The organism is Blautia sp. Marseille-P3201T, from assembly GCF_900120295.1.
Taxonomy (GTDB): Bacteria; Bacillota; Clostridia; order Lachnospirales; family Lachnospiraceae; genus Blautia.
This window is the reverse complement of the sequence record NZ_LT635469.1, coordinates 20341-34146: the sequence shown is the minus strand read 5'-3', so window position 1 is coordinate 34146 and position 13806 is coordinate 20341. Positions and strand designations below refer to the sequence as shown.

Annotated in this window: 10 protein-coding genes; 2 read left to right on the top strand and 8 right to left on the bottom strand. The window is 38.1% G+C overall.

The window, feature by feature from the left end; translation table 11 throughout:
• Positions 1-47: 47 nt before the first annotated feature.
• The gene (locus tag BQ7352_RS05130; RefSeq protein WP_072447562.1) at positions 48-1607 is read right to left on the bottom strand and encodes a DUF3794 and LysM peptidoglycan-binding domain-containing protein; all 1560 of its coding nucleotides are present in this window, start codon (positions 1605-1607) and stop codon (positions 48-50) included.
• A gap of 15 nt (positions 1608-1622) precedes the next feature.
• On the bottom strand, positions 1623-2033 hold the full coding sequence (locus tag BQ7352_RS05125) for a protease complex subunit PrcB family protein (protein WP_072447560.1): 411 nt from the start codon (positions 2031-2033) through the stop codon (positions 1623-1625).
• 195 nt (positions 2034-2228) lie between these two features.
• Between BQ7352_RS05125 and BQ7352_RS05120 the strand changes: the two genes are divergently transcribed.
• Positions 2229-2969: a lysophospholipid acyltransferase family protein gene (locus BQ7352_RS05120; protein ID WP_072447558.1), complete on the top strand. Its 741-nt coding sequence runs from the start codon at positions 2229-2231 to the stop codon at positions 2967-2969.
• A 75-nt stretch (positions 2970-3044) separates the two neighbouring features.
• Here the strand turns inward: BQ7352_RS05120 and BQ7352_RS05115 are convergent, their stop codons facing one another.
• The 6 genes from BQ7352_RS05115 to BQ7352_RS05090 all read right to left on the bottom strand — a co-directional run bounded on the left by BQ7352_RS05115 (position 3045) and on the right by BQ7352_RS05090 (position 12587).
• Positions 3045-4445, bottom strand: coding sequence for an alanine/glycine:cation symporter family protein (locus BQ7352_RS05115; RefSeq protein ID WP_072447556.1), 1401 nt, complete (start codon positions 4443-4445; stop codon positions 3045-3047).
• A 123-nt stretch (positions 4446-4568) separates the two neighbouring features.
• Positions 4569-5933: a UDP-N-acetylmuramoyl-tripeptide--D-alanyl-D-alanine ligase gene (locus BQ7352_RS05110; protein WP_072447554.1), complete on the bottom strand. Its 1365-nt coding sequence runs from the start codon at positions 5931-5933 to the stop codon at positions 4569-4571.
• Between the two features lie 13 nt (positions 5934-5946).
• Positions 5947-6978 (bottom strand): D-alanine--D-alanine ligase family protein, encoded by a 1032-nt coding sequence (locus BQ7352_RS05105; protein WP_072447552.1) that lies wholly within the window; start codon positions 6976-6978, stop codon positions 5947-5949.
• A gap of 37 nt (positions 6979-7015) precedes the next feature.
• A complete protein-coding gene (locus BQ7352_RS05100; protein ID WP_072447550.1) occupies positions 7016-8419 on the bottom strand; it encodes a L,D-transpeptidase family protein in 1404 nt (467 codons plus the stop codon).
• A 141-nt stretch (positions 8420-8560) separates the two neighbouring features.
• On the bottom strand, positions 8561-9847 hold the full coding sequence (locus BQ7352_RS05095) for an aspartate aminotransferase type Ic (RefSeq protein WP_072447548.1): 1287 nt from the start codon (positions 9845-9847) through the stop codon (positions 8561-8563).
• A 154-nt stretch (positions 9848-10001) separates the two neighbouring features.
• Entirely contained in the window at positions 10002-12587 is a 2586-nt protein-coding gene (locus BQ7352_RS05090) for a cation-translocating P-type ATPase (protein WP_072447546.1), read from the bottom strand.
• Between the two features lie 257 nt (positions 12588-12844).
• Between BQ7352_RS05090 and BQ7352_RS05085 the strand changes: the two genes are divergently transcribed.
• A complete protein-coding gene (locus BQ7352_RS05085; protein WP_072447544.1) occupies positions 12845-13708 on the top strand; it encodes a hypothetical protein in 864 nt (287 codons plus the stop codon).
• The last annotated feature ends 98 nt before the right edge of the window (positions 13709-13806 follow it).

Here is a 13806-nt window from a genome sequence, read left to right as displayed (position 1 = left end):
TTAAAGGGAGCCGTTTACATGAAACCGCTCCCTTTACTCATGATATTTTATTTTTCTACTTTTTTCATAAGCACCAATGTATCATAGGGCTTAATTATTTCTGTTTCCATTTCATTCAATTCTAAGATTGTATCAATTGTGGTATAAAACCGTTTTGCAATATCCCATAGAGTATCCTGAGGCTGTACCTGATATCCGACAATTCCCGGCATATTGCGTAGCTTTTCCCTGTCCAGCTCTCTTTCTTCAATATTTTGAATAATACCAGTCTCTCTCTGCTTCATTACCAGAGCGTTTAAATTAATCACTATTTTCGCCTCAATTTCATCGCTGTCAATCATCGTAGTTGACAATTGCTCCAAGTCTGCCCGCATGTAATAAACACAATTTTCTGTAATATGTTCAGCCTCAATTATATGTTGAAAAGGTATCATAGTCTCCATAGAATAAAATGGCATATCATCATCCCCGATAATATACAAAATCCGGATCTGGACAACTCCCTCCACTTCAATTCCATTTTCCACAATCCTGCTGCTGTCCACCTTAACACTGCCATCACTGTGACAAATCTGCAGAATTTTCCCATGACTGTTTTCTATTTTAATTCTGTCATTTACCTTACATTTTGAAAAATTCTTTACCAGCAGACTTTCTAACGTATGTTTTTCCCTCACTGCCTCACACTCTTTTAATGGTGTATACACATCCATAAGAAGAGAAAGTTCTTCCTCTTCGTAAATTTTCATTTCTAATTCCAGAACAGTGTCCACACCAATGACTCGCTCTTCCCCATCTTCATCCTGCTTTACTTTTAAATCACCCTGTGGCATGGAAATTTCCACATTGGGGATCATTTCCTGAATACACCCTATACATTCCAATTCTTGATAGAAAGGAACTGAGTGTTCCAGCCATTGCAAAGAATTGTTCTCATCATTTCCACTGTAAAGGGCAAAAACAAAAAGCTCTCCCTTTATCACAATTTTATCATTTTCTGTCCGAATATCCAATCCTCTTACTTCTACCGTATTCCAGAGTAACTCATAAATATCAGGTTTATTAGAGCTTAAAGAAATATCCTCTTTTATACGCATAGTATCTTTTTTATGTATTACAGTTCCCAAAATGGAAATATCTTCTTTTTTCTGGGAAATCTCATCATCCTCCACGGCAACAGGAAGCTCCAGCTCTTTGCTTTCTTCCACATATGCTGTAAATGTCACCAGTGCTTTCATATTTAATTTTCTGGAATTAATCAATTGAACACTTAAATCTTCAATATCCCATTTTAACTGCACTTTATCTCCGTTCTCCAGCCCCTCCAAATTCAGATTTTCATCAATACGCAAAGTTCCTATAAGACTTTGTAAACGTCTCTCTTCATTATCACTGACATATAAAAGACTTACCACAAGGGCTCCTGTAATATATGCACGCCCTTCTGTTATCTGAATATCCTCTAACTGTATATCGCCTTTTTTCTGTATCATGCGCCCGATATCCGGCTTTACGTCAGGAACATTTAAATCCTCATCAAAAGTAATCTGATTGACTGCCTCACATTTTTTTTGAAGCATATACACATTTTTCGTTACCAGTTCCACACCATTACCCCTTTTCTATTCAAAAATAACCGGCTCTTCCCGGTATTTCATCTTAATCACCAAGCAGGGATAAGATGCTTCCTCCTTTAGTTCTTCACCATCCTCAGGTCCCAATAATGTCGTCTGTAAATGAATTGCATTATCCCACAGAGATAAATCTTCAATCTGAATACTATATCCTCCTGTCTTCTGCTCGCCATATCCTTTCATAAGATACAGGTAGCCTGCATCCTGATAAGTCATCTGAAATTCCTTTGTTTTATTTTCTCCTATCAATTCTTTTACTTTTTCAGGATAATCTGCTTCCTTCATAACAGTATACTCCGGCTTCACACCATCCATCGCCCTTACTTTTTCAATACTGCATCCGCAGAGAAAACAGGAAATTGCTGTCAAAAGCAGTATTATGGCTGTTCCTTTTTTCACATCTTGCGCCACCTTCACTTTGCCAGTCTTATCCTAAATGTATGCGGTTTTTTTCTGAAATATGCGTACTAATCCTTGCATATTAAAGCTGATTTCATTATAATTTATTAGATACCAGGGATTGTAAGCGTACAAAATGCAAAGCAATCCGTCAGGCATCTTTTAATTATTCAACAGAAAGAAAGGTTATTTATTATGTTTCGATTTCTTATTGTATGTATCTGTGTAATCGGATACTTAATTTTGTCTATTCCTATTCTTATTGTGGAGTGGATTGTAGGAAAGTTTAATAAACGCGCAAAGGATATTAGTTCCCTGCGTATTATTCAAACTGTTTTTAAATTTATTTTAAAAGTAACCGGTGCAAAAATCACTATAATCGGACATGAAAATGTCCCTGCAGACCAGCCAGTACTGTATATCGGAAATCACCGAAGCTTTTTTGATATCCTGCTGACTTATACTTTATGTCCTGATTTAACAGGTTATATTGCAAAAAAAGAAATGGAGCCAATTCCTCTGCTCTCTACATGGATGCGCTATCTGCACTGTCTCTTTTTAGACAGACAGGATATTAAAGCCGGCATGAAAACTATTTTAACTGCTATCGATAAAGTAAAAAGCGGAATTTCGATTTGCATTTTTCCAGAGGGAACAAGAAACAAAGGGGAAAATGAACTGGAAATGCTTCCATTCCACGAAGGCAGCTTTAAAATTGCCACAAAGGCAGGATGTCCGATTATACCTATTGCAATCAGCAACTCTGCTGAAATTTTTGAAGCACATTTTCCAAAAATCAAGCCTTGCAGGCTAGTTGTTGAATACGGTGCTCCTATTTATCCGGACCAGTTAGAGAAAGAAGACAAAAAACATTTAGGAGCGTATACACAGAAAGTCATTTTAGAAATGTTGGAAAAAAATCATGATTTAACTTAAGAGACTCCACGAAAAAAGGTATACATTGGACGCTTAATTTGCATCAAATGTATACCTTTTCATTACCTGATTATTTTACCAGCACTCCGTATTCTCAATCCCCACGTCTTTTGCTTTAAAAACAGGATTTTTTCCTTCTTTTTTCTGTTTTTCGTAATCTTTTAATACTTTAATCGCCGTATTTCCCAAAACTAAAATAACCAGAATATTTACGGTTGCCATACAGCCCATAGTAATATCCGCAATATTCCACATCATGGAAAAATCTGCCTGTGCTCCAAAAAACACTGCTAAAAGACAGGTAATACGGAAAATAAATAATAATTTTTTATTGTTTTTGATAAACAGAATGTTAGACTCTGCGTAATAATAATTTCCAATCAGGCTGCTGAATGCAAAGGCAAAAATTGAAAGCGTAATAAAATGAATACCCCAGTTCCCCACATTTTCAGAAATGGCTTTCTGAACGAAAGGAATTCCATCTAGTACACCGGACTCACCCTGCACACCGGAAAGTAACAGCATCATAGCTGTTGCAGAACAGATTAACAGAGTATCAATAAATACAGACAAAACCTGCACCATTCCCTGTTTTGCCGGATGACTTACAGATGCACTCGCAGAAGCATTTGGGGCACTTCCCATACCTGCTTCGTTGGAAAACAGACCTCTTTTAATACCGATTACCACGGCGCTTCCTGCCATACCTCCGGCAAATGCCTTGAAATTAAATGCCTGAGAAAAAATCATAGAAAATACTTCAGGAAGTTCTGTAATATTCGTAATAATCGTATAAAGCCCGATTAACAAATATGCCCCAGCCATAATTGGCACTAACACAGATGTAATGAAACCAATTCTGTGTACACCGCCAAAAATAACAAATGCTGTTCCTACTGCTAAAATCAACCCTACAATCATAGGATAAATTGTATCGCTATAACCCGGAATATAGTATTCCAGAGAAGATGACATATTGAAGGATTGAAGCCCGTTAAAACCATAAGCAAAGCAGATAATCAGGAGAACAGAAAATAAAATTCCCAGCCAGCGTTTGCCAAGAGCCTTCTCCATGTAATAGGAAGGACCTCCTCGAAACTCCTCTTTATCCTTCACTTTATAAACCTGTGCCAATGTACTTTCAATAAAAGCAGATGCTCCACCAATCACTGCCATGAGCCACATCCAGAATACTGCACCGGCCCCGCCGGCTGCAATGGCTGTAGCAATTCCCGCAATATTCCCTGTTCCAACTCTGGAGGCTGTGGAAATCATCAGCGCCTGAAAAGAAGAAACCTGTTTTTTTCCATTCTCTTCTCCTGCTTTTTCTTTTAATACATGAAACGACTCTTTTAATAATCTCACCTGTACGAAACGTGTTCTCACAGTAAAGTAAATTCCCGTTCCTACCAGCAGAAATAATAGAAGATACGTATACATCCAATCATTTACTGCACTTAAAATGTTGTTCAGCATGTGTCATTTCCTCCTTACGTTATAGTATCTTACATAGTGCTTTAACCATGCACACTTCTGAAATTATAACAGAAAGTATACTATTTCGCAAGAATTACAATATATCCCTGAAAATGCAATGTATTAACTCAATTTTTCTACAATCTCCCCAAACTCCATAAAGTGAGATGCCTTTACCAGCACCGTATCACCCTTTTCAAGAATTTCCGGAATTTCTTTCATCAAATTTTCTTTATTTGTAAAATGTCTTACCTGTGTTTTAGAGTTTACTGCTTTGGCTGCCTCTGCCATATCTGTTGAAAGTTCTCCCACACATAAGAGAACATCGATTTCTTTCTCTGCTGCATATTTTCCAACTTCCTGATGCATCTTTCTTTCATCTGCACCCAATTCTCCCATATCGCCCAGGATGGCAACTTTTCTGCCCAGAGCATCTGTAAGTACATCTAAAGAGGCTTTCATGGATATTGGATTTGCATTGTAGCAGTCATCGATGACTGTATATTTTGGTGTTTCTATAATGTGAAATCTGCCGCTTACGGACTGAAGGCTTTCGATACCTCTGCGGATTTCTTCTATAGTAAGCCCATAAGTCAAACCAACTGCTGTTGCCGCAAGAGCATTATAGACAGAATGTTTTCCCGGAACAGGAATAAGTACAGAAAAACTTTCTTCTCCTGCATGAATACAGCAGGAAATTCCCTTTAACCCTTCTGGTTTAATCTCATCCGCCCAAATGCCCTGATGATTTTCTACACCGAAAAATACAGGTTTAATTCCTTTTGCTTCCTGTACAGTCACCAGCTTGTCATCATCACCATTTAAAATAATATGTCCATCCGGCTGAAGATAATCAAAAATCTCTGTTTTCGCCTTTAATATTCCGTCTCTGGATTTCAAAAATTCCAAATGGCATAATCCAATATTTGTAATGACACAAGTATTCGGTCTTGCGATTTTTGCCAGTCTGTGCATCTCCCCAAAATCGCTAATTCCCATCTCCAGTACTGCCATTTCATGCTCATCACGAAGCCTGAAGATTGTAAGAGGAAGACCTAATTCATTATTGAAATTCCCCTGTGTTTTCAAAGTATTATATTTCTGAGCCAATACAGATGCTATCACTTCTTTTGTACTGGTCTTCCCAACACTTCCTGTAATTCCCACCACTGGTATCTGAAGCTGTTTTAAATAAAATTCTGCAATATCCTTTACAGCAGCAAGAGATGACTCTACAAGAATATACGGAAAAGGCTTTTCTCCTAAATCTTTTTCTGATAAAGTAGCCAGCACTTCTTTTTCCATTACCTGCTCAATAAAATCATGGGCATCTACTCTCGCACCTTTAATAGGAACAAACAACCCTCCTGCTTCTGCCTTTCGGCTGTCTGTAAAAATGCAGGTTATTTCTTTATTTTCCGCTTCCTTTGCTCCTACATAAGTTCCGTTACAGGCTAATGCAAGATTTTTTAAGGTAAGATTTTTCATAGTGTCTTCCCTCCTACTGGTACTTTTTCAATGAAACTTCAATGAGTTTTTCGCAAAGCTGAGGGTAATCCATTCCAATTGCTTTTGCTTCCTGAGGAATTAAACTGGTAGGTGTCATTCCCGGCAAAGTATTTGCTTCCAGACAATACATATTTCCCTCATCATCCATTAAAAAGTCCAGACGGGCATAAGCCTGAAGATTTAATGCTTCATAACCCATTTCTGCATATTTCTGCATTTCTTTTGTCAGTGCAGAAGAAAGGTCTGCAGGACAAGTTTCCACACAAGAACCTGCCTGATATTTATTCTTGTAATCATAAAAGCCCTGTAACGGAGCAATTTCAATAACAGGATATGCTTTTTTATCCACAACAGCTACAGAAAATTCTCTTCCTGTAATAAACTGTTCTACTACAACTTCATTTTCATAAGAAAAAGCTTCTAATAACGCTGTTTCATACTCCTTCTGATCATTCGCAATGCACACTCCTACACTGGAGCCTCCACAACAAGGTTTTACAATAACCGGAAATCCCATTCCATAATCTGAAAGACGGCTGCTGCATTTTCCCTTTTCCAAAGTAATTCCCTTTGGTGTAGGTACTCCCTTTGCTTCAAAAACCATTTTTGTAATACCTTTATCCATTGCCATCCCGCTGCTTAACGGACCGGAACCTGTATATTTAATTCCCATTAAATCTAAAACAGACTGTACTTTTCCATCTTCTCCATTTGCTCCATGAAGCGCCAGAAAGACAATATCAGCTTCCTTACAGATTTCCAGAACATTTGGTCCGAAAAATCCCCTACGAGTCTTCATGGTTTCCTCTAATTTACTGCTCATTTCTCTCATAGCATCTGCTGCTTTATCAATATCATATTCTGCCGGAAAAAGATTTTCTTCTTTTTGGGGTACTCCAAAGTAAGGATCCAAAAGAACTGCTTTGTGATTACGCTCTCTTAATGCCTTGCAGACTCCCTGCCCTGACGCAATAGATACTTCTCTTTCTGTACTGTTTCCTCCGGCTAATACTATAATCTTCATATTTATAAACTCCTTTTATAGGTCAAATTTTCTTTCTTTAATATACCACTACTGGAACGCCCTTTTCAATGTTATTAAAAATCTTCTCTGCATTTTCAGGCGGTGTATTGACACATCCATGTGAACCGTTATTGATATACTCTTTTCCTCCAAAAGTACTTCTCCAGCCTGCATCATGAATACCTGTATTGGCATAAAATGGCATCCAGTAATCTACCGGTGTCTTATAATCTTCACCTGTCAAAGTGGCATTTCTCTCCTTATACATAATGGCATAAACACCAGTATGAGTATCGTATCCCTTGTTATGATTTCCCGTAACTACCGGTGTATCAACAAGAAGCTGCCCGTCTTTAAAGAACCACATACGCTGTTCTTCCAGGCTGATTTCAACATATGTATTACCAATATCATTGGTATCCCTGCAATATCCCCGGTAGGTATATTCCGGCTCAATTGTTTGTGACTGCCCACTTTTAATAGCTTCTATAATCTTAGCTGTTGTATCATTTGGGGCAATTACCCATCCATAATCTCCGCCTTTTACCGTAATAGTATTTCCCGTTGCAGTTGTAAATTGTCTGGATGAGCCAAAAGTATCATATTCATATTTTAACTGCTGTACATACTCTTTTACCTTCGCTTTATCCAAATCCAGATTACCAGCCTCATCTGTTACCAGCCAGTCTTTCATAATCTCTGCATTAACGACTTCCTGTCTGTCAGAAAAATCAATGGTAACCGTCACACCTAAAAGCACATTTCCCTGCTCCTTCTGCTTTGCCAAATTTTCATCATCTGCTAATACAGATGGCGCAAGATAGCAGCCTTCTTTTTCAAAATCTAATTCGATTTCTCCGTTATCAATAGCCTTTATTACTGCTTCTTTTACCTTTTCTTTATCAAGAGCTGTTCCCTGTACTTCAGGAACAATTTCATATCCGTTTTCGCCCACTTCCAGATGTGCATCGGAAGGCTGTACTATATTTTCTTCCTGAAAACATGCCAGCCCGTCGATTGCTGCATAGACGGCTTCTTTATTATACGGGGTTGTAGCTGACATGGTATAATCCTTCTTATGTGCAAAGGATAAAAACCAGGTAAACGGATTTTGCTCCTTCTTAAGCTCCGCAATCTTCCCGTCATCTATGTATCTCATATCAATCTGCGAAGCATTGATACTTTCTACTTTGTCTCCTCGTTCCTTCAACACCAGCATATATCCGGCAATCTGGCTTTTCATGGCCTTTTCTGCTTCTGCCACAGTTTTTCCGGTACATTCTATTCCATTTATTTGCGAGCCCGGATAGAAATGTTTGGAATAATAAAACACACCAATAAAATATGCTCCCATCAAAAGGACTGCATAAGCGATTAAAATTCCCAGTAGAATTCTTTTCATTTTTTTATATTTATTTTTCTTAGATTTTCTTTTTGCCATATAATCACCCCTGACATTACTTTCTGTTGCGTTCCAGTATAACACAATTTTTCCAATTCACCAATTAAGAATTATTAACAATTTTATTACGCACAAAGAGGACACTGTTCCCCATTCAGCGCCCTCTGCTCTTTCTCAAATTTATTTTTCACTTAAAATTTTATCAATACTTACTAATTTTACACTCAGCACAAAGACTTCTGTAGCAAGTTTCAGCTCATCTACCGTTGGAAAACTTGGTGCAATACGAATGTTGCTGTCCTGAGGATCAATTCCATAAGGATAAGTTGCACCTGCATCTGTCATTTTCACACCTGCCTCGGCTGCTTTTGCCACAATAGCCTTTGCACACCCTTCCAGAGCTTCAAAAGAAATAAAATATCCGCCTCTTGGATTTGTCCATGTTCCAATTTCCGCTCCACTTAACTCTTTTTCTAATGTATTTTCTACAATCTCGAATTTCGGGCGAAGAATTTCTGCATGCTTCTTCATATGTTTGTGCATTCCCACAATTCCTCCAAAGAAACGAACATGACGAAGCTGGTTAATTTTATCATGACCAATGGTCTGTACAGCCATATGCTTTCTGAATTCATCCAGATTTTTTGTAGATGCCGCCACTGCTGCAATACCGGAACCTGGAAAACTCACTTTAGAAGTTGAAATAAATTTATAAACTAAATCTGGATTTCCTGCTTTTTCACACTGCTCTAAAATTTCCACAAGGAAATCTTGTTTATCATCATATAAATGATGAATACAGTACGCATTATCCCAAAAAATACGGAAATCTTCTGCTGCCGGCTTTAAATTTGCAAATCTTTTTACAGTTTCAGGAGAATAAGTAATGCCCTGGGGATTAGAATATTTTGGCACACACCAGATACCTTTAATAGCAGGATCTGTGCTGACAAGTTCTTCTACCATATCCATGTCCGGTCCGGCAGGTGTCATTGGAACATTGATCATTTCTATCCCAAAGTATTCTGTAATACGGAAATGTCTGTCATATCCCGGTGCAGGACATAAAAATTTTACTTTATCTAACTTACACCATGGTGTACTTCCACAAACTCCATGAGTCATAGACCTGGAAATTGTATCAAACATAACATTTAAACTGGAATTTCCAAAAATCACAATATTTTCCGGAGATACTTCTGTCATTTCCCCCAGCAAACGTCTAGCCTCTGGAATACCGTCTAAAAGACCATAATTACGGCAGTCTATTCCTGTTTCACATTTCAGTTTATCTGTACTCTTTAATTCTTCCAGCATATCCATTGCCAATTCTAACTGCTGTTTAGACGGTTTTCCTCTGGACATATCCAGATTTAACCCCTTTGCCTTTACTTCTTCAAACTGCTTTTCTAAATCAGCCTTCATGGCCTGTAACTGCTCTTTACTAAGTTCTTTATACGGTGTCATGGCTTTCCTCCTGATGTTTTCTTTTTTATTTCTACATATTGTATGCTAATATATGACTTAGTGTCAAGTGTTTCTTGCATTTCTCTTTAATTTTAGGTGTTTTTATAGGTATTCTTTGTTTTTATATGCAATTTTCTTTGTTTTTTCCTGCATTTTACTGTCTCTTCTTCATTCCCAAAAGTTTGCCTGGAATAAGCAGCAGTTCATGAGCAATAAGAGGAATTGAAGAAATCCCCAGAAGCAGACACCATTCCTGTAAAGACAGACGAGCCGTTCCAAAAAGTTGTACAAAATACGGAATTTCTGTAACCATTGCCTGCAGTGCCAATCCCAGAAAAAAAGCTCCCAGCATAAACGGATTTTCCAAATGTTTCATTCGGAAAACAGATTTGTCTTTATCTCTCATACCAATGGCATGAAAAAGCTGGGATACCCCCAAAACAGTAAATGCATAGGTCTGTCCTCCCAGATAAAAAGCATACAAAGTAATTGTAGCAATTAAAATCCCATAAAAAATAGTAAATCCCCAGCCTCCGTGTGCAAAAAGTCCTTCATCTGGGTTTCGAGGTTTTTTCTTCATCAAAGCTTTTTCATCATTTTTATCCATTCCCAGCGCTAATGCCGGAAGAGAGTCTGTAATTAAATTCACCCACAGAATATGACTCGCTTTTAAAGGTGTAGGCAGCTGAAAAAGAACAGCCGCAAACATAGTAATAATTTCACCAAAATTAGAAGACAATAGAAATAAAATCGACTTCTTAATATTTACATAAATCCCTCTGCCTTCCTCCATTGCTTTTTCAATAGTAGAAAAATTATCATCGGAAAGTACCATATCTGCTGCATTCTTAGCTGCGTCTGTTCCATTCTCACCCATGGCAATTCCAATATCCGCTTTTTGCAGGGAAGGAGCATCATTGACACCGTCACCTGTCATAGCAACAATCTGCCCATTATCCTGAAATTCTTTTACAATTCTCACTTTATGAGCCGGCGTTACTCTTGCAAATACCCGAAGATTTTTCATTTTCTTTCGCAAAATATCTTCGCTCATCTCATCCATTTCCTGTCCGGTAATACACTGCTCCATACAATCTGCAATTCCAATTTTCTTTGCAATAGAAAATGCAGTATCTTTGTAATCTCCTGTAATCATTGCCACTTGTACACCGGCTTGTTTTAAGGTTTTCACAGACCGGGCAGCTTCCTTTCTGGGCGGATCTATCATTCCTGCCATACCTGCAAAAACCAGCCCTTCCGTTAAAGACCTCTCTGTTTTATTCGTAACTCTTTCCTTATATGCCAGAGCTAAAATCCGTAGTCCATCCTTTGCCATATCCTCCATAGCTCTGCGAATTTTCATCTTTTCCATCTGTGTCATAGGTTTCGTTTTTCCACGATTTTCTACATAAGTACATTGATTTAAGATATAATCACATGCACCTTTTATATATGCTGTCTCATGACTTCCATCTTTATGTACACTTACCATATATTTTTTTTCGGAATTAAAGGGAATTTCAAAAGTTCTGGGATACTGCTGCTGCAATCGTCTTTCATCATATCCCATGTTTCTTCCTGTATGTAAAAGAGCCAGTTCTGTAGCATCTCCGATTTCCTGTTTCCCCAGAATACTGTTATTACATAGAAGAAATCCTTCCATAAGTTTTGGAAATTCTCTTTTTCTCACTGTAGAAACAGGCAGTATTTTCTCGTCCGCATAAATTTTCGTCACTGCCATTTTATTCTCAGTTAAAGTTCCTGTTTTATCAGAACACACAACACCCACAGAACCCAGGGTTTCTACTGCCGGAAGTCTGCGGATAATGGCATTTACTTTTACCATCCTGGCTACTCCAAGAGCAAGGACAATGGTAACTACTGCCGGAAGCCCTTCCGGAATAGCAGCTACAGCCAGTGAAATAGCCAGAAGCAGCATCTGTAAGAGATTTCTATGCTGTATCACTCCAATAAAAAACAAGCCTGCACACAATGCTACCGCCACAATACTTAGAATTTTCCCTAAATCTCCCAGACGTTTCTGCAAAGGTGTCATTTCCTGTTTTGTATCTTCTATCATTCCTGCAATTTTCCCCAACTCTGTGTTCATTCCTGTAGCAACTACAACACCTTCACCGTCGCCTTTCGTGATTTCTGTGGACATATATGCCATATTCTTCCTCTCTGCTACGGGAAGTTCTTTTGTCAATACTTCACAGGATTTCACCACAGGCAAAGACTCTCCCGTAAGGGTCGACTCATTAGCAGCAAGCCCCTGTACTTTAAGCAAGCGTATGTCGGCCGGAACCTGATTACCTGCTTTTAGCTTTACTAAATCCCCTTTTACCAGCCTATCTGCCGGTATCTTTTGATAAACTCCATTACGCTTTACAATTGCAGAAGGAGCTGTCATCTTTTTCAGTGCTTCTAACGCTTTTTGAGCTTTTCCTTCCTGTATCACTCCTACTGTGGTATTCAGGACAATCACTGCCAGAATAATTCCTGTATCACCATACTCCCGCAGCAACATAGAAATAGACGCTGCCAGAAAAAGAATGAAGATCATAGGGTCGTTAATCTGATTTTGTATCCTGTCCCAAATCGTCTGCTCTTTGGTTTTTTTTAAAGTGTTGCTTCCGTCACGGAGCAGACGTTTTTCAGCCTCCTGTTGATCAAGGCCATTTTTCTCATCCGTATGAAAAGCCTCACAAAGCTCCTTGTGAGTTAAATTTTCGTACATGACAACACCTCCTGTATCTTAACTCAGTGTATGCTGTCCTAAGAAAATATATTATTGTCTTTTCTGGTTGCAGTTGCATTTCCGGCATGTTAAACTATTGGAAAAGCATTATATTTCTTATAATTCTAAGGGCTAAGCCTGTCTTATTTCTAATTTCTATTCAAACAGAAATCTCAATGCTTTTATTCCCACAACAGCAGAGAGGTTTCTTTATTAAAAGTGCCTCCTGCATAATTTTTATTCAAGGAGGTATTTATATGGACAAAGGAAACAACGAACTTGCTGTAAACCGCACGTTTAAATCTCGTATTTTTGCTATGCTTTACAGGGATAAGAAGGAATTATTGGATTTATATAATGCTGTAACCGGAAAGCACTACAAAAATCCTGAAGAACTGGAAATCAATACATTGGAAAATGCTATTTATATGTCTATGCAAAATGATGTATCTTTCCTAATTGACTCCAGACTTTCTCTTTACGAGCATCAATCTACCTACAACCCTAATTTACCGCTGAGATTTTTATTTTATGTATCTGATATTTACTCAGCTTTAACAAAAGAAGCCCATTTATACGGCACGAAAATTATTCCCATTCCCACACCGAATTTCTTAATTTTTTATAATGGTGAGGAAGAAGTACCGGATCGGCAAATACTGAGATTATCAAACGCATATACCCATTTAGACGGTGCTCCCAAATTAGAGCTTGAAGCTGTTATGCTGAATATCAATCCGGGACATAACAAAGAACTTCTTTCTACGTGTAAGTCCCTGCACGATTACTCAGAATATACAGCCAGAGTCAGACGATATTCAAAAGAAATGGAGATTGAGGATGCGGTAGAACGTGCTATTTGTGAATGTATTGAGGAGGGAATTCTTTCAGAATTTTTAAGTCAAAATCGAATGGAGGCGAAAAGTATGAGTATTTATGAATATGATGCTGAAAAACATCTCCGTCAGGAGAGAGAAGATGCTTGGGAAGACGGTATTGAAGAAACCAGCACTTTAATTGCAAAGTTAGCAGAAAACGGAGATTTAGCCCAACTGGAAGAACTTGGAAAGACTCCGGATGGACTAAAAGCGCTTCTGAAAAAATATAATATTTCTCGTTAGTATGATAAGGAAATTGTTCAGGAAACAGCAATCCGAAATATTTATACACTTTTAGCGAATTTGTCGAGCACGTTTTGAGATTACAAGCTCAAAGTGAG

Bases quoted from the DNA above. Each gene is read 5' to 3' on its own strand.
- BQ7352_RS05085 (WP_072447544.1), top strand. From the start codon at position 12,845: ATGGACAAAGGAAACAACGAACTTGCTGTAAACCGCACGTTTAAATCT.
- BQ7352_RS05105 (WP_072447552.1), bottom strand. From the start codon at position 6,978: ATGAAGATTATAGTATTAGCCGGAGGAAACAGTACAGAAAGAGAAGTA.
- BQ7352_RS05110 (WP_072447554.1), bottom strand. From the start codon at position 5,933: ATGAAAAATCTTACCTTAAAAAATCTTGCATTAGCCTGTAACGGAACT.
- BQ7352_RS05090 (WP_072447546.1), bottom strand. From the start codon at position 12,587: ATGTACGAAAATTTAACTCACAAGGAGCTTTGTGAGGCTTTTCATACG.
- BQ7352_RS05120 (WP_072447558.1), top strand. From the start codon at position 2,229: ATGTTTCGATTTCTTATTGTATGTATCTGTGTAATCGGATACTTAATT.
- BQ7352_RS05095 (WP_072447548.1), bottom strand. From the start codon at position 9,847: ATGACACCGTATAAAGAACTTAGTAAAGAGCAGTTACAGGCCATGAAG.
- BQ7352_RS05100 (WP_072447550.1), bottom strand. From the start codon at position 8,419: ATGGCAAAAAGAAAATCTAAGAAAAATAAATATAAAAAAATGAAAAGA.
- BQ7352_RS05115 (WP_072447556.1), bottom strand. From the start codon at position 4,445: ATGCTGAACAACATTTTAAGTGCAGTAAATGATTGGATGTATACGTAT.